Genomic DNA, 16,358 nt, shown 5'->3' with positions numbered 1-16,358 from the left:
CCCCCCCCCCCCCCCCCCCCCCCCCCCCCCCCCCTCCCCCCCCCCCCCCCCCCCCCCCCCCCCCCCCCCCCCCCCCCCCCCCCCCCCCCCCCCCCGGGGCCCTTCGCGTTGCCCGGAGCCCGCCCCTGGGCCTGTGGTCTGACCTGCGCCTTTGAAGAGCCTTGAAGAGACTTTGTCAAAACCCTTGCGGGGACAGGGAAGGAGGGCCTTAATTCTCGTTAGGAAAGTTTCCTAACCCCCCGAGGAAACGGAGCATCGTATGCGTCCCCAGCACCACCATGCCCTCCGCATCGCCCTCGCCGCCGCCCTGGTGGCCGCCCCCCTCACGGTCGCGGCCGCCGGCGCCGCCACCGCCGCGCCGCCGTCCGCGACGTCCGTCCAGCTCAAGGGAGTCGGGCTGGACGACCCGCACAAGAAGGACATCGCGATGCAGCTGGTGTCCAGCGCGGAGAACTCCTCGCTGGACTGGAAGGCCCAGTACAAGTACATCGAGGACATCGGCGACGGGCGCGGCTACACCGGCGGCATCATCGGCTTCTGCTCCGGCACCGGCGACATGCTGGACCTCGTCCAGCACTACACCGACCTCAAGCCGGGCAACGTCCTCGCCAAGTACCTGCCGGCCCTGAAGAAGGTCAACGGCAGCGCCTCGCACGCCGGCCTCGGCACCCCCTTCGTCAACGACTGGGCCGCCGCCGCCAAGGACACGGTCTTCCAGCAGGCCCAGAACGACGAGCGCGACCGGGTGTACTTCAACCCCGCCGTCAACCAGGCCAAGTCCGACGGCCTGCGCGCGCTCGGCCAGTTCGCCTACTACGACGCCATCGTCATGCACGGCCCCGGCAACAGCTCGGACAGCTTCGGCGGCATCCGCGCCGCCGCCCTGAAGAAGGCCAAGACCCCCGCCCAGGGTGGCGACGAGGCCACCTACCTCAAGGCCTTCCTGGACGCCCGCAAGGTGGTCATGAAGAAGGAGCAGGCCCACTCCGACACCAGCCGGGTCGACACCGAGCAGTCGGTCTTCCTCAACGCGAAGAACTTCGACCTCAACCCGCCGCTCAAGTGGAAGGTCTACGGCGACAGTTACGCCATCAACAGCTGACGGGACGCCAAGCGGGGCCCGGGAGCGGCACATCGCTCCCGGGCCCCGCCGCCGTCCACCGGCCGGTGCTCAGGCGCTCGCGGTGTAGTCGTAGAAGCCACGGCCGGACTTGCGGCCCAGCAGGCCCGCGTCGACCATCCGGGAGAGCAGCGGGGGAGCCGCGTACAGCGGCTCCTTGTACTCGTCGTACATCGACTCGGCGATCGAGACGATGGTGTCCAGGCCGATCAGGTCGCACAGCCGCAGCGGGCCCATCGGGTGGGCGCAGCCGGCCTCCATGCCCTTGTCGATGTCGGAGGCGGTGGCCACACCCGACTCGAACATCCGCACCGCGGACAGCAGGTAGGGCACCAGCAGCGCGTTGACCACGAAGCCGGCCCGGTCGCGGGCGCGGATCGGCTCCTTGTCGAGCTCCTGGGAGGCGAAGGCCTCGACCCGCTCGGTGGTCACCGCCGAGGTGGTCAGCGTCGGGATGACCTCGACCAGCTTCTGCACCGGCGCCGGGTTGAAGAAGTGCAGGCCGATCACCTGCTCGGGGCGGGAGGTGGCGGCGGCCAGCTTCACGATCGGGATCGACGAGGTGTTGGAGGCGAGGATCGCGTCCCGGCGCTCGACCACCTGGTCCAGGGTCTGGAAGATCTTGACCTTGATGTCCTCGCGCTCGGCGACCGCCTCGACCACCAGGTCGCGGTCGGCGAAGTCGGACAGGTCCACGGTGAAGGTCAGCCGGGCCAGCGCCTCGTCCCGCAGCTCCGGGCTCAGCTTGCCGCGCTTGACCGCCGTGTCCAGGGAGTTGGTCAGCCGGGTGCGGCCGAACTCCAGCGCCTCGCCGCTGGCCTCCGCCACCAGGACGTTCAGCCCGGCCCGGGCGAAGACCTCCGCGATGCCCGACCCCATCAGGCCGCAGCCGATCACTCCGACGCGCGCGATGTCACTCACTCAGTTGCCCTTCGGTGGTGCTGGGGATCGCCCAGCGAACTGGTGGCCCAGCGAGCTGCTGGTCAACGGGCCGGTGTGCCGGAATGGGTGCACCGGTCACCGTCCCGACGACGTTACTACTCCGTACCGGCCAGTAGGTCACCCCCTCCCCGGCCGGGTGCCAGTGCGAGACGTCGTCCGAACGGGTGAGGCCGGGCCCGCCGCCCGTGCGCCCGGGGCCACCCCCGCCCGGCGGCCGGAAGAATGCCGCAGACGGGGGCCGGGGACGGGAAGGGAGCACACGGTGCCGACGGGATCGCTCGCAGGACAGGTCGGCCTGATCACCGGCGCGGGCCGGGGAATCGGCCGGGAGATCGCCATCGGCCTGGCCGCCGAGGGCATGGCCGTCGGCCTGGTCGGCCGCACCCACGGGACGCTGACCGACACCCTCAAGGAGTGCGCCCGGCACGGCTCCCGCGGCGTCGCCGTCACCGCCGACGTCACCCGCGCCGGCGCCGTCCGCGAGGCCGTCCGGGTCGTCGAACGCGACCTCGGCCCGATCGACCTGCTGATCAACAACGCCGGCCTGGTCGACCGCGCGGAGGTGCCGCTCTGGGAGACCGACGCGAACCAGTGGTGGCAGGTGATCGAGACCAACCTGCGCGGCCCCTACAACCTGCTGCGCTGCGTCCTGCCCGGCATGGTGTCCCGGGAGCGCGGCCGGGTGGTCAACCTCAACTCCGGCTTCGCCCTGCGCCCGGACGGCGACTACACCGCGTACGCCACCTCCAAGGGGGCGCTGCTCCAGCTCTCCGACAACATGGCGGACTCGCTGGCCCGCCACGGCATCGTCATCCTCGACATCAGCCCCGGCGCGGTCGAAACCGACATGACCGCCGCGATGCCGATGTTCAAGGACACGACGACCTGGGGCTCCATCCCGTACATGGTCGCGGTCACCGTGGACGCCGCCCGGGGCCGCTTCGACGGCCTGCACGGCCGGTTCATCCACGCCGGGCGGGACGACCTGGAGGAGCTGGTCAACCGGGCCGCGGAGATCCGCGCGGCGGACGCCCGGACGCTGCGGATGCGCCCGTACAAGGCGGACGACCCGATGGGCTGAACGGGCCCCTCGGCCGGCGTGCCCCCTCGGCCGGCGTGCCCCTCGGACGGCCTGCCACGAAGAGCGGTCAGGCGCACAGCTGACTGGCGGTCACCGGCTTCAGGCCCGCCTTGGCGAGACCGTCCAGGATGCCCGGCAGCGCGTCCACCGTGCACTGGTGGCCCATGTGCAGGGCGACCACCGATCCGCCGCGCACCGACTTCAGCACCCGGCGCTGCAACTCGGCGGCCGACGGGTCGTTGTAGTCGCGCGGGTCGACGTCGAAGGACAGCACGTGCTCGTAGCCGACCGCCTTCGCCTGCTCGCGCACCGTCCGGGTGGCGTACTGCGCGGCGGACGGGCGGAACCAGCGGCCGATCGAGCCGGTGAGCCGCTGCAGCCGTTCGGCGCACTGGGCGATCTCGTCGTGCACCTGGGCGGCCGTCATCGTCGAGAGGTCGAGGTGGTTCTGGGTGTGGTTGCCCAGCTCGTGGCCGGCGTCCAGGATCCGGCGGGCCATCTGCGGCTGCTGGTCGAGCCAGCTGCCGACCGCCATCACGGTCAGCTTGATGCCGCGCTGCTCGGCGGCCTCCAGCAGCGCGGTGGCCTGCTTCGGATCGCCGCTGCCGTGGCAGGTCAGCGCCACGAACTTGCTGGTGCGCGGCCCGTTCACCACCTCGACCGGGGTGCCGGCGGCGAGCGGCGGCAGCACCGGCGGCGTCGGAGGCGTCGGCGGGGGCGTCGGCGGCGTCGCGGCCCCGGCGGCCGGCTCCGCGCCGGTGGCCGGGTCGGTACCGGCGGTCGGGTCGGCCCCGATGGGCTGCGGCTCCGGCGGGGCGGACGGCACGGGGGAGGCCGGGCCCTCGCCGCCGTTCCAGGCCGGGTCGGTGGTGTGCTGCGGGTCGAGGGTGCCCGGGTGCACGGCGAGCACCCCGGCGTCGGCCCGGCGCGGGGTGCCGGAGGCACACGCGCTGAGGAACCCGCTGGCGGCGGTCAGGGCGGCCAGCTGGACGGCTGTGCGCAGTACGGTGCGGCGGTCGGCAGTCATCGGCAGTCAGCATAGAGACGGTGGCCACCCACGGCGATCCGAGGAGCGCCCCGGTACCGCCATTGACGTGCACACACACCACCGTCCGGGCGTTGCGTAAACCTGAACTGCCGGTGTTTCACCGGCGTGTCGTCGGATACGATCACGGCGCACCGCACGCCACGGGAGGGTGGCCGGGCCGGACGCGGGGTCACCCCCGTGGTACCGGGCGGGCCCGCCGGGCGCCGAGGCGGTGCCATGTCCGGCAGTGAGCACGGCAGAGGGGGCGGAACAGGATGCACGAGGACAGCGCGGCCGTCGGCGAGGCCACCGGCACCGACTGGGACTGGGCCAGAGCGGACGACTGGCAACCGCCGAGCGAGCTCGACACCGGCGTCCCGCACACCGCCCGGATGTACGACTACTACCTGGGCGGCAAGGACAACTTCGAGGCCGACCGCAAGGCCGCCCAGGCCGCCATAGCGGCCTACCCCGCGCTGCCGCTGCTGGCCCGCACCAACCGGCAGTTCCTCGGCGACGCGGTGGAGTTCGCCGCCGGCCGGGGCATCCGCCAGTTCGTCGACATCGGCACCGGCATCCCGGCCGTCGGCTCCACCAGCGAGGTCGCCCAGCGGGTCGCCCCGGACGCCCGGGTGGTGTACGTCGACAACGACCCGATCGTCGCCACCCACGCCCGCGCCCTGCTGGCCGGCCACCCCGCCGGACACACCTCGGTCATCGAGGCCGACCTGCGCGACCCGGCCACCATCCTCGGCCACCCGGGCCTGCTCGCCGCCGTCGACCTGTCCCGGCCGGTCGCGCTGATGCTCGTCGCCGTGCTGCACTTCATCCGCGACGAGGACGGCGCCCAGCAGATCGTCCGCACCCTGCGCGACGCGCTCGCCCCCGGCAGCGCGCTGATCCTCTCCCACGGCAGCCCCGACTTCGCCTCCCGGGAGAGCGCCGCCGAAGGCACCCGCATCTACCGCAGCGCCAGCGCCCCCCTGGTGCTGCGCCCGCGCGCCGGCGTCGAACCCTTCTTCGGCGACTTCGAGTTCGCTGGCCCCGGCCTGGTCCAACTCCCGCTCTGGCGCCCCACCCCCGGCCACGTCCCGACCACCGAACTCCCCGAAGGCTGGCAGGACGTCTCCGCCTACGCGGGCGTCGCGTTCAGGCGGTAGCCCCGGATCACGAGGCGGTCCGGCCCCGACGCCTCCCTCCTGCGCCGGGACCGGCCTCGCACACCACGAACACTAGGCTCAGCCACTGACAGCCCGTCACCCACTCCGGCGTGCACCCTGGTGGGCGACGGACCGTCAGCGACCCGCCCCGGTACGTACCGGGAGAAATTGGCACGACAGCGCGGGCGGGCCGGTGCTAGCTTCCGCGACATGGAACCCCTGAGCGAGAACGAGATCCGCGCGTCCTTCGTCAACTGCTCCAAGGGCGAGGCCCGTCGACTCAACCTCCCTCGGGGCCTGGCGGAACTGCCCTGGGAGAACCTGGACTTCCTCGGCTGGCGGGACCAGGGCGCGCCCGACCGGGCCTACCTGGTGGCCTCGTACGGCGGCGAGCCGGTCGGCGTGACGCTGCGGGTGCCGACGGTCCGCCGCAGCCTCACCAAGACCAACGTCTGCTCGCTGTGCATCACCGCGCACGCGGGCTCCGGCGTCGCGCTGCTCGCCGCCCGCCGGGCCGGGGCGGCCGGGCGGGAGGGCAACACCGTCGGCACGTACATCTGCGCCGACCTCGCCTGCTCGCTGTACGTGCGCGGGCTGAAGAAGTCCGCCTTGGTGACCAGGCCCGACGAGTCGCTGCCGCTGGAGCGGCAGATCGACCGGACGGTGGGGAACCTGGAGGCCTTCCTCGCCAAGGTGCTCGCCGACACCGCGCACTGAGCGGGACGCGCGGACACCGCGTTCCGGCGGGGTCAGTGCCCGCGCAGCTGGTCGAGGTCGCGCCGCTCCCGCTTGGTCGGGCGCCCGGCGCCCCGGTCCCGCTCGCCGGCCGTCGCGACGAGTTCGCGCGGCGGCCGCGGCGGGCTGTTGTCGACCAGGCAGTCCGCCGCCACCGTCGCGCCGACCCGCTTGCGGATGAGCTTCTGCACCACGACGACCCGCTCGTAGCCCTCCTCGCGGACCCGCACCTCGTCCCCGGCGCGCAGCGCCTGGGCCGGCTTGACCCGTTCGCCGTTCACCCGCACGTGCCCGGCCCGGCAGGCGGCGGCCGCCAGCGCCCGCGTCTTGGTGAGCCGGACCGACCAGATCCAGCTGTCCACCCGCACGCTTCCCTCGTGTTCAGCCATCCCTGGAGCCTACCCAAGCCGCCCGAACCGGCCCGAGCCCGAACCCGAGCCAGCGGCGCCCGCTACGCCGCCTCCGGCACCATCCGGGCCGCCTGCGGGGCCTCCTGGACCGCCCAGCCGTTGCCGTCCGGGTCGTTGAAGAACACGAAGGAGTTCCAGGCCTCGCCGTGCCCGTCCACCCGGCTGCCCGCCTCGAAGTGCTGGACCGGGCTGACCTCGACGCCCCGGGCCGCGAGTTCGGCGTGCGCCTTGTCGATGTTCGGTACGACCAACTGCAGTCCCTTCACGGATCCGGGCGGCGCCCCGATGACCCCGGTGCCCACCACGATGGAGCACGTGGAGCCCGGGGGAGTCAGCTGGACGACCCGGACCCCGTCGCGCAACCGGGTGTCGTGGTCGACCGTGAAGCCGACCAGCTCCTCGTAGAACAGCTTCGCGCGGTCCACGTCCGACACCGGGACCACCACGACTTCGAGCTTCCAGTCCATCGCCCTCACCCCTCTCGGCCGGGCTCTTCCAGTATCCGTCGAAACGGTTCCCCGTCGGGCCGTCGGATAGCCTGAGAACACGATGAATCCCGAGATCACGCCCGCCGCGGCGACCCAGTTCAGTACGCCGTGGGGCGCCTTCGACCTCACCCGCTTCCCGGAGGACCCGCGTGAGCGGCTGCGGGCCTGGGACGCGGCCGACGAGTACCTGCTGCGCCACCTCGCGGGCGAGGCGGACAGCGCCGCCGGCACCGCGGCCGACCTGGCCGGCCGCCGGATCGTCGTCCTGGGCGACCGCTGGGGCGCGTTGACCACCGCGCTGGCCGCCCACGAGCCGGTGCAGATCGTCGACTCCCACCTCGGCCGGCAGGCCACCCTGGCCAACCTGGCGCGGGCCGGCGCCACCGTCGACCCGGCCCGGCTGCTGACCACCCGGGACGCCCCGCCGGAGCGGATCGACGTCCTGCTGGTGCGCGTGCCCAAGAGCCTGGCCCTGCTGGAGGACCAGCTGCACCGGCTGGCCCCCGCCGTCCACCCGGGCACGGTGGTGGTCGGCGCCGGCATGGTCGCCGAGATCCACACCTCCACGCTCCAGCTCTTCGAGCGGATCCTCGGCCCGACCCGCACCTCGCTCGCCGCCCGCAAGGCCCGGCTGATCTTCTGCACCCCGGATCCGGCGCTGGACCCCGGCCCCAGCCCGTGGCCGCACCGCTACGCGCTGCCGCCGGACGTCGGGGCGGTCTCCGGGCGCACGGTGGTCAACCACGCCGGCACGTTCTGCGCCGAGCGTCTCGACATCGGCACCCGCTTCTTCCTCGGCCACCTGCCGACCCCGGCGCCCGGGGCCCGGGTGGTCGACCTGGGCTGCGGCAACGGCGTGGTCGGCACGGCCGCCGCGCTGGCCGGGCCGGGTGCGGAGCTGGTGTTCGTCGACGAGTCCCATCAGGCGGTGGCCTCGGCGGAGGAGACCTTCCGCGCCAATCTGGGCCCGGACGCCCGGGCGGAGTTCCTGACCGCCGACGCGCTGGCGCCGGAGGTGGCGCCCCCGGGCTCGGTGGACCTCGTCCTGAACAATCCGCCGTTCCACTCGCACCAGGCCACCACGGACGCCACCGCCTGGCGGATGTTCACCGGTTCCCGGCGGGCGCTGCGCCCGGGCGGGGAGCTGTGGGTGGTCGGCAACCGCCATCTCGGCTACCACGTCAAGCTGCGGCGTCTCTTCGGGAACTGCCAGCTGGTGGCGGGTAACCCCAAGTTCGTGGTGCTGCGCGCGGTCAAGCGGTAGTCCGGCGTCCGCTCGGTCGGTGGCTGTTCGGTCGCGGGCCGGTGGCGGCCCGGCCGGGCGGACGCAGGGCGGTTTTCGGGCGTTCTTCGGGGTCCTGACCGCAGCTCCTTGCATGAATGTTCCGTACTGCGTATATTCATGCCACAACAAAGGAGGAACGCCATGGCATTGCGAGTCGCCGTCGCCGGCGCGAGCGGATACGCGGGCGGCGAGGTGCTGCGTCTGCTGCTCGGCCACCCGGAGGTGGAGATCGGGGCGCTGACCGGCGGCTCGAACGCGGGCACCCGGCTGGGCGCGCTCCAGCCGCACCTGATCCCGCTCGCCGACCGCGTCCTCGAACCCACCACCCCCGAGGTGCTGGCCGGCCACGACGTGGTCTTCCTGGCGCTGCCGCACGGCCAGTCCGCCACCGTCGCCGAGGCGCTCGGCGACGAGGTCCTGGTGGTCGACTGCGGTGCCGACTTCCGGCTCCGCGCCGCCACCGACTGGGAGCAGTTCTACGGCTCCGCGCACGCCGGCACCTGGCCCTACGGCCTGCCCGAACTCCCCGGCCACCGGGCCGCGTTGAAGAGCAGCAACCGGATCGCCGTGCCCGGCTGCTACCCGACGGCCGTGTCCCTGGCGCTGTTCCCGGCGTACGCGGCCGGACTCGCCGAGCCGGAGGCCGTCGTGGTCGCCGCCTCCGGCACCTCCGGTGCGGGCAAGGCCGCCAAGACCCACCTGCTGGGCAGCGAGGTCATGGGCAACGTCAGCCCGTACGGCGTCGGCGGCGTGCACCGGCACACCCCGGAGATGGTGCAGAACCTCACCCCGGTCGCGGGCGAGCCCGTCACCGTCTCCTTCACGCCGACCCTCGTCCCGATGCCGCGCGGCATCCTCGCCACCTGCTCCGCCAAGGCGCGGCCCGGCGTGACCGCCGAGAGCCTGCGCGCCGCCTACGCCGGGGCGTTCGCGGACGAGCCGTTCGTCCACCTGCTGCCCGAGGGGCAGTGGCCGCAGACCAGCAGCGTCTACGGCGCCAACACCGCCCTCGTCCAGGTCGCGCTGGACGCCACCGCCGGGCGGATCATCGCGATCAGCGCGATCGACAACCTCGTGAAGGGCACCGCGGGCGGCGCGGTGCAGAGCATGAACATCGCCCTGGGCCTGCCCGAGGAGCTGGGCCTTCCCGTGAACGGAGTCGCACCGTGAGCAACAGTACGAACGTGGGCGTGACGGCCGCCAAGGGCTTCCGGGCCGCCGGTGTGACCGCCGGCATCAAGGCCTCCGGCACCCCCGACCTCGCCCTGGTGGTCAACGACGGCCCCGCGCTCGCCGCCGCCGGCGTCTTCACCGCCAACCGCGTCAAGGCCGCGCCGGTCGTCTGGTCCGAGCAGGTCCTCAAGGGCGGCCAGGTGTCCGCCGTGGTCCTCAACTCCGGCGGCGCCAACGCCTGCACCGGCCCGCTCGGCTTCCAGGACACCCACGCCACCGCGGAGAAGGTCGCCGGGGAGCTGGAGCTCAACGCCGGCGAGGTCGCCGTCGCCTCCACCGGCCTGATCGGCGAGCGCCTCCCGATGGACGTCCTGCTGCCCGGCGTCGCGCTGGCCGTCCGGGAGCTGAGCGCGACCGGCGGCGAGGCCGCCGCGATCGCCATCAAGACCACCGACACCGTGCACAAGACCGCCCAGGTCACCAGCCCGGCGGGCTGGACGGTCGGCGGCATGGCCAAGGGCGCGGGCATGCTCGCCCCGAGCCTGGCCACCATGCTGGTCGTGATCACCACCGACGCCGACCTGGACGCCGCCGCCCTGGACACCGCGCTGCGCGGCGCCACCCGCACCACCTTCGACCGGATCGACTCCGACGGCTGCATGTCCACCAACGACACCGTGCTGCTGCTGGCCTCGGCCGCCTCCGGCGTCGTCCCGGACGAGGCCGAGTTCGCCGAGGCGGTCCGCACCGTCAGCGCCGAGCTGGCCCGCCGGCTGATCGCCGACGCCGAGGGCGCCAGCAAGGACATCCGGATCGACGTCACCGGCGCCGCCACCGAGCAGGAGGCCGTCGACGTCGCCCGGACGATCAGCCGCAACAACCTGCTCAAGTGCGCCATCCACGGCGAGGACCCCAACTGGGGCCGGGTGCTGGCCGCGATCGGCACCACCGACGCCGCCTTCGACCCGGACCGGCTGGACGTGGCCATCAACGGCGTCTGGGTCTGCAAGGACGGCAGCGTCGGCGAGGACCGCACCCTGGTGGACATGGCCGGCCGCGAGGTCGTCATCACCGCGAACCTCAACGCCGGTACGGAGAGTGCCTCGTTGTGGACCAACGACCTCACCGCCGACTACGTCCACGAGAACAGCGCCTACTCGACCTGATGCCCGACAGGTGACGCGCGCCACCCGATGCGCGCCACCTGATCCGCGACACCCGATGCGCGACACCCGTTCGGACGAGGGACACCCGTGAAGATCGCACCCAAGGGCGAACAGGCCCGCAACAACACCGCGTTGCCCAAGGCGATGACGCTGATCGAGGCGCTGCCGTGGCTGGAGCGCTTCCACGGCAAGACCGTCGTGATCAAGTTCGGTGGCAACGCCATGGTGGACGAGAGCCTCAAGTCGGCCTTCGCCCAGGACGTCGTCTTCCTCCGCTACGCCGGCCTGCACCCCGTCGTGGTGCACGGCGGCGGCCCGCAGATCAGCGCCCAGCTGGACCGCCTCGGCCTGGAGTCCAGCTTCACCAACGGCCTGCGGGTCACCACCCCCGAGACCATGGACGTGGTCCGGATGGTGCTGGCCGGCCAGGTGCAGCGCGAACTCGTCGGCCTGCTCAACGAGCACGGCCCGTTCGCGGTCGGCATGACCGGCGAGGACGCGCACACCATGACGGCGGTCAAGCGGTACGCGGTGGTGGACGGCGAGCAGGTCGACATCGGCCTGGTCGGCGACATCGTCAACATCGAGGCCGGCGCGGTGAAGGCGCTGATCGCCGACGGCCGGATCCCGGTCATCTCCTCGATCGCGCGCGGCGCCGACGGCCACGTCTACAACATCAACGCCGACACCGCCGCGGCCGCCCTCGCGGTCTCGCTGGGCGCCGAGATGCTGGTGGTCCTGACCGACGTCGAGGGCCTCTACGCGGACTGGCCAAACTCCGACGACGTGATCAGCCAACTCGCCGCGAGCGAGCTGGAGGAGCTGCTGCCGAGCCTGGCCAGCGGCATGCTCCCCAAGATGGAGGGCTGCCTGCGCGCCGTCCGCTCCGGGGTGGGCACCGCCCGCGTCCTGGATGGCCGGGTGCAGCACAGCCTGCTGCTGGAGATCTTCACCGACGAGGGCATCGGCACGATGGTCGTGCCGGACGACGAACAGACCGTGACCGGGGGACTGGCATGACCGCGAACGAGCAACTGACCGGCCGGTGGCAGCACACCTTCACCGACAACTACGGCACCCCGCGGATCGCGCTGGTGCGCGGTGCGGGCGCCAAGCTCTGGGACGCCGACGGCAAGGAGTACACCGACCTGCTCGGCGGCATCGCCGTCAACGCGCTCGGCACCGCCCACCCGGCGGTCGTCGAGGCGGTCAGCCGGCAGATTGCCACCCTGGGCCACGTCTCCAACCTCTTCATGGCCGAGCCGACCATCGCCCTCGCCGAGCGGCTGCTGCGGCTGGACGGCCGGGAGGGCGGCCGGGTGTTCTTCTGCAACTCCGGCGCCGAGGCCAACGAGGCCGCGTTCAAGATCAGCCGCCGGACCGGCCGCACCCACCTGGTCGCCCTCCAGGGCGCCTTCCACGGCCGGACGATGGGCGCCCTCGCGCTCACCGGCCAGTCGGCCAAGCAGGAGCCGTTCCGCCCGCTGCCCGGCGACGTCACGCACGTCCCGTTCGGCGACGTCGAGGCGCTGCGCGCGGCCGTCACCACCGAGACCGCGGCGGTCTTCCTGGAGCCGATCCAGGGCGAGAACGGCGCCATCCCGCTGCCCGAGGGCTACCTGAGGGCGGCCCGCGAGATCACCCGGGCCACGGGTACCCTGCTGGTCCTGGACGAGATCCAGACCGGCGTCGGCCGCACCGGGTACTGGTACGCCCACCAGGCCGTCGAGGGCGTCGAGCCGGACGTCGTCACCCTCGCCAAGGCGCTCGGCGGCGGGCTGCCGATGGGCGCGGTGCTGGCCTTCGGCGAGGCCGCCGAACTGCTCACCCCGGGCCAGCACGGCACCACCTTCGGCGGCAACCCGGTGGCCGCGGCGGCCGGGCTCGCGGTGCTGGACACCATCGAGTCCGAGGGCCTGCTGGAGCACGTCCGCAAGCTGGGCGAGCGGCTGCGCCAGGGCGTCGAGGCGATCGGCGACCCGCTGGTCTCGCACGTGCGCGGCGCCGGACTGCTGCTCGGCATCGTGCTCACCGAGCCGGTGTCGGCACGGGTGCAGGCCGCCGCGCAGGAGGCGGGCTTCCTGGTCAACGCGGCCGTCCCGGACGCCGTCCGGCTGGCCCCGCCGCTGGTACTGACCGAGCAGGAGGCGGACGCCTTCCTCGCCGCTCTGCCGGGCGTCCTGCGGGCGGTGCGCGAGAGCGCCCCGGCCGATGCGAGCTGACCGTTGTCCGGGAGAATAACCACATGACCGTTTCCCACTCCGGCCCGTCCGCCGCAGGCCCGTCGCCGCAGGTGCCGCAGACCCGCACCGCGCGGCACCGGCGGATCGTGGACCTGCTCACCCGCCAGCCCGTGCGCTCGCAGAGCCAGCTCGCCAAGCTGCTCGCCGACGACGGACTCGTGGTCACCCAGGCGACGCTCTCCCGGGACCTGGACGAGCTGGGCGCGGTCAAGATCCGCAACCGGGACGGCGCGCTGATCTACGCCGTCCCGGCGGAGGGCGGCGACCGCACGCCGCGCGCGCCGATGGGGGAGTCGGCCAGCGAGGGCCGGATGGCCCGGCTGGCCGGCGAGCTGATGGTCTCCGCGACGGCCTCCGGCAACCTGGTGGTGCTGCGCACCCCTCCGGGGGCCGCGCAGTTCCTCGCCTCGGCGATCGACCAGGCGGAGGTGTTCGAGATCATCGGCACCATCGCCGGCGACGACACCGTCCTGCTGATCAGTCGGGACCCGGCGGGCGGCCAGGCGCTCGCCGACCACCTCATGCAACTCGCCCAGGCGAAGGCCCAGTAGCGCGCGACGACGCGAGACCCCGACGCGCAACGACGCGCAACGACGCGCAACGACACGAAACCCCGACCGGTGGAGACTTCCCCGGCCGGGGTTTTGTGTTTCATACGGACTAGTGCATACTTATGCCTGTCGCCGTAAACCTGTACGGAAACCCTGTACGTAGAGCTGTAAGGAGAAAGCCGTGGCCGAGCGCGTCGTACTCGCCTACTCGGGCGGACTGGACACCTCCGTCTGCATCGGCTGGATCGCCGAGGAGACGGGCGCCGAGGTCATCGCCGTCGCCGTCGACGTCGGCCAGGGCGGCGAGGACCTGGAGGCGATCCGCCAGCGCGCGCTGGACTGCGGCGCCGTCGAGGCCGAGGTCGCGGACGCCCGCGACGAGTTCGCCGACGAGTACTGCCTCCCGGCGATCAAGGCCAACGCGCTCTACCAGGGCCAGTACCCGCTGGTCTCCGCGCTGTCCCGGCCGGTCATCGTCAAGCACCTGGCCGCCGCCGCCCGCAAGCACGGCGCCACCACCGTCGCGCACGGCTGCACCGGCAAGGGCAACGACCAGGTCCGGTTCGAGGTCGGCATCAACTCGCTGGCCCCCGGCCTGAAGTGCATCGCCCCGGTGCGCGACTACGCGATGACCCGGGACAAGGCGATCGCCTTCGCCGAGGCCAAGGGCCTGCCGATCGCCACCACCAAGAAGTCCCCGTACTCGATCGACCAGAACGTCTTCGGCCGGGCCGTCGAGACCGGCTTCCTGGAGGACATCTGGAACGCCCCGATCGAGGACGTCTACGACTACACCCAGGACCCGGCCGCCCCGCGCGAGGCCGACGAGGTGGTCATCACCTTCGACGCCGGCGTCCCGGTGGCCGTCGACGGCCGCAAGGTCACCGTCCTCCAGGCCATCGAGGAGCTCAACAAGCGGGCCGGCGCCCAGGGCGTCGGCCGGCTGGACATGGTCGAGGACCGGCTGGTCGGCATCAAGTCCCGGGAGATCTACGAGGCCCCCGGCGCGATCGCCCTGATCACCGCCCACCAGGCCCTGGAGAACGTCACCGTCGAGCGCGAACTCGCCCGCTACAAGCGGCAGGTGGAGCAGCGCTGGGCCGAACTCGTCTACGACGGCCTCTGGTTCTCCCCGCTCAAGCGCGCGCTGGACGGCTTCGTGAACGAGGCCAACCAGCACGTCTCCGGCGAGATCCGGATGGTCCTGCACGGCGGCCGGGCCGTGGTCAACGGCCGTAGGTCCGACCAGTCGCTGTACGACTTCAACCTCGCCACCTACGACACCGGCGACACCTTCGACCAGTCGATGTCCAAGGGCTTCATCGAGATCTTCGGGATGTCCTCGAAGCTCGCCGCCCGCCGCGACCTCGCCTGATCCCCTCCCGTCCCCACCCCCCTTCCCCGTCAGGAGCCCACGCGATGTCCGCCGACCAGCACGCAGACCAGACCGCCGACGTCCGCCTCTGGGGCGCGCGCTTCGCCGACGGCCCGTCCGAGGCGCTGGCCAGGCTCTCCGCCTCGGTCCACTTCGACTGGCGCCTCGCGCCGTACGACATCGCCGGCTCCAAGGCCCACGCCCGGGTCCTGCACAAGGCCGGCCTGCTCTCCGAGGACGAGCTCGCCGCGATGCTGGCCGGCCTCGACCAGCTGCTCGCCGACGTCCAGGCGGGCACCTTCACCGGGACCGTCGCTGACGAGGACGTGCACACCGCCCTGGAGCGCGGCCTGCTGGAGCGCCTCGGCGCCGACCTCGGCGGGAAGCTGCGGGCCGGGCGCTCGCGCAACGACCAGATCGCCACCCTGTTCCGGATGTACCTGCGGGACCACGCCAGGACCATCGGCGCCCTGGTGCTCGACCTCCAGCACGCCCTGGTCGGCCTCGCCGAGGCGCACCCGGACACCGCGATGCCGGGCCGCACCCACCTCCAGCACGCCCAGCCCGTCCTCTTCGCCCACCACGTCCTCGCGCACGTGCAGGCCCTCGGCCGGGACGCCGAGCGGCTGCGCCAGTGGGACGCCCGCACCGCCGTCTCCCCGTACGGCTCCGGGGCGCTGGCCGGCTCCTCGCTCGGCCTCGACCCGCAGGCCGTCGCCGCCGACCTCGGCTTCGAGGGCGGCTCGGTCGGCAACTCCATCGACGGCACGGCCTCGCGCGACTTCGTCGCCGAGTTCGCGTTCGTGACCGCGATGATCGGCATCAACCTCTCCCGGATCGCGGAGGAGGTGATCATCTGGAACACCAAGGAGTTCGGCTTCATCACGCTGCACGACGCCTTCTCCACCGGTTCCTCGATCATGCCGCAGAAGAAGAACCCGGACATCGCCGAGCTCGCCCGGGGCAAGTCCGGCCGGCTGATCGGCAACCTGACCGGCCTGCTGGCCACGCTCAAGGCCCTGCCGCTCGCCTACAACCGGGACCTCCAGGAGGACAAGGAGCCGGTGTTCGACTCCTGCGACACGCTGGAGGTGCTGCTGCCCGCGTTCACCGGGATGATGGCCACCCTCACCGTGCACCGGGAGCGGCTGGAGGAGCTGGCCCCGGCCGGCTTCTCGCTCGCCACCGACATCGCCGAGTGGCTGGTCAAGCAGGGCGTGCCGTTCCGGGTCGCGCACGAGGTGGCCGGCGCCTGCGTCAAGGTCTGCGAGGCCGAGGGCATCGAGCTGTCCGACCTGACGGACGAGCAGTTCGCGGCGATCTCGGTGCACCTGACGCCCGAGGTCCGGTCGGTGCTCAGCGTGCACGGCGCCATCGCCTCCCGCAACGGGCGCGGCGGCACCGCGCCGTCGGCGGTGGCGGTCCAGCTCGCCGAGGTGAAGGCGGACCTGGCGCGGCAGCAGGAGTGGATCCAGGGCTGACCACCGGTCTGCGGGGGAGGGGGGGGGGGGGGGGGAGGGGGGGGCCCCCCCCGCCCCCCCCCCCCCCCCCCTCTCCCCCCCCCACCCCCCCCCCCCCCCCCCCCCACTGTTTGCCCCCACC

At 72.9% G+C, this 16,358-nt stretch carries 16 protein-coding genes; 12 read left to right on the top strand and 4 right to left on the bottom strand.

The features are described from left to right. Positions 1–259: 259 nt before the first annotated feature. On the top strand, positions 260–1,102 hold the full coding sequence (locus AC07BF_RS33050; protein ID WP_363583812.1) for a chitosanase: 843 nt from the start codon (positions 260–262) through the stop codon (positions 1,100–1,102). A 69-nt stretch (positions 1,103–1,171) separates the two neighbouring features. Here the strand turns inward: AC07BF_RS33050 and AC07BF_RS33045 are convergent, their stop codons facing one another. Beyond that, positions 1,172–2,041: a 3-hydroxybutyryl-CoA dehydrogenase gene (locus AC07BF_RS33045; RefSeq protein ID WP_478334322.1), complete on the bottom strand. Its 870-nt coding sequence runs from the start codon at positions 2,039–2,041 to the stop codon at positions 1,172–1,174. A 283-nt stretch (positions 2,042–2,324) separates the two neighbouring features. On the opposite strand from AC07BF_RS33045, the gene AC07BF_RS33040 reads away from it, so the two are divergent. Next, positions 2,325–3,143, top strand: a complete 819-nt coding sequence (locus AC07BF_RS33040) for an SDR family NAD(P)-dependent oxidoreductase (RefSeq protein WP_350877926.1) — start codon at positions 2,325–2,327, stop codon at positions 3,141–3,143. Positions 3,144–3,210: 67 nt separating this feature from the next. On the opposite strand, the gene AC07BF_RS33035 is transcribed toward AC07BF_RS33040, so the two are convergent. Then, entirely contained in the window at positions 3,211–4,170 is a 960-nt protein-coding gene (locus tag AC07BF_RS33035; RefSeq protein WP_363583808.1) for a polysaccharide deacetylase family protein, read from the bottom strand. A 275-nt stretch (positions 4,171–4,445) separates the two neighbouring features. Here AC07BF_RS33035 and AC07BF_RS33030 point away from each other — a divergent pair, with 275 nt between their 5' ends. Both AC07BF_RS33030 and AC07BF_RS33025 read left to right on the top strand, forming a co-directional pair. Continuing rightward, the gene (locus tag AC07BF_RS33030) at positions 4,446–5,330 is read left to right on the top strand and encodes an SAM-dependent methyltransferase (protein WP_400986341.1); all 885 of its coding nucleotides are present in this window, start codon (positions 4,446–4,448) and stop codon (positions 5,328–5,330) included. A gap of 210 nt (positions 5,331–5,540) precedes the next feature. Next, complete coding sequence (locus tag AC07BF_RS33025) at positions 5,541–6,047, top strand: FBP domain-containing protein (protein WP_363618188.1); 507 nt, start codon at positions 5,541–5,543, stop codon at positions 6,045–6,047. 32 nt (positions 6,048–6,079) lie between these two features. Here the strand turns inward: AC07BF_RS33025 and AC07BF_RS33020 are convergent, their stop codons facing one another. Together AC07BF_RS33020 and AC07BF_RS33015 are read right to left on the bottom strand one after the other, a co-directional pair. Further along, positions 6,080–6,454, bottom strand: a complete 375-nt coding sequence (locus tag AC07BF_RS33020) for an RNA-binding S4 domain-containing protein (protein WP_363627458.1) — start codon at positions 6,452–6,454, stop codon at positions 6,080–6,082. A gap of 62 nt (positions 6,455–6,516) precedes the next feature. Continuing rightward, positions 6,517–6,942 carry a VOC family protein gene (locus tag AC07BF_RS33015; RefSeq protein ID WP_063346847.1) on the bottom strand — a complete coding sequence of 142 codons (426 nt, stop codon included), beginning with the start codon at positions 6,940–6,942 and terminating at the stop codon, positions 6,517–6,519. A gap of 82 nt (positions 6,943–7,024) precedes the next feature. On the opposite strand from AC07BF_RS33015, the gene AC07BF_RS33010 reads away from it, so the two are divergent. The 8 genes from AC07BF_RS33010 to argH all read left to right on the top strand — a co-directional run bounded on the left by AC07BF_RS33010 (position 7,025) and on the right by argH (position 16,237). Beyond that, a complete protein-coding gene (locus tag AC07BF_RS33010) occupies positions 7,025–8,227 on the top strand; it encodes a methyltransferase (RefSeq protein ID WP_478334321.1) in 1,203 nt (400 codons plus the stop codon). A 162-nt stretch (positions 8,228–8,389) separates the two neighbouring features. Beyond that, complete coding sequence (argC, locus tag AC07BF_RS33005; protein WP_363583798.1) at positions 8,390–9,418, top strand: N-acetyl-gamma-glutamyl-phosphate reductase; 1,029 nt, start codon at positions 8,390–8,392, stop codon at positions 9,416–9,418. A gap of 14 nt (positions 9,419–9,432) precedes the next feature. Further along, on the top strand, positions 9,433–10,587 hold the full coding sequence (gene argJ, locus AC07BF_RS33000) for a bifunctional glutamate N-acetyltransferase/amino-acid acetyltransferase ArgJ (RefSeq protein WP_363583959.1): 1,155 nt from the start codon (positions 9,433–9,435) through the stop codon (positions 10,585–10,587). Between the two features lie 144 nt (positions 10,588–10,731). Further along, positions 10,732–11,607: an acetylglutamate kinase gene (gene argB, locus AC07BF_RS32995; RefSeq protein ID WP_350878043.1), complete on the top strand. Its 876-nt coding sequence runs from the start codon at positions 10,732–10,734 to the stop codon at positions 11,605–11,607. Continuing rightward, positions 11,604–12,809 (top strand): acetylornithine transaminase, encoded by a 1,206-nt coding sequence (locus AC07BF_RS32990; protein ID WP_400803659.1) that lies wholly within the window; start codon positions 11,604–11,606, stop codon positions 12,807–12,809. Before argB ends, AC07BF_RS32990 begins: the two co-directional genes overlap by 4 nt. 23 nt (positions 12,810–12,832) lie before the next feature. Beyond that, positions 12,833–13,381 (top strand): arginine repressor, encoded by a 549-nt coding sequence (locus AC07BF_RS32985; protein ID WP_063346843.1) that lies wholly within the window; start codon positions 12,833–12,835, stop codon positions 13,379–13,381. 181 nt (positions 13,382–13,562) lie between these two features. Then, positions 13,563–14,756, top strand: a complete 1,194-nt coding sequence (locus AC07BF_RS32980) for an argininosuccinate synthase (RefSeq protein ID WP_363583794.1) — start codon at positions 13,563–13,565, stop codon at positions 14,754–14,756. Positions 14,757–14,800: 44 nt separating this feature from the next. Beyond that, positions 14,801–16,237 carry an argininosuccinate lyase gene (gene argH / locus AC07BF_RS32975; RefSeq protein WP_350877916.1) on the top strand — a complete coding sequence of 479 codons (1,437 nt, stop codon included), beginning with the start codon at positions 14,801–14,803 and terminating at the stop codon, positions 16,235–16,237. Positions 16,238–16,358 lie beyond the last annotated feature (121 nt).

It is taken from the genome of Kitasatospora sp. NPDC043950, from assembly GCF_056435345.1.
This window is presented reverse-complemented; position numbering and strand designations above follow the sequence as displayed.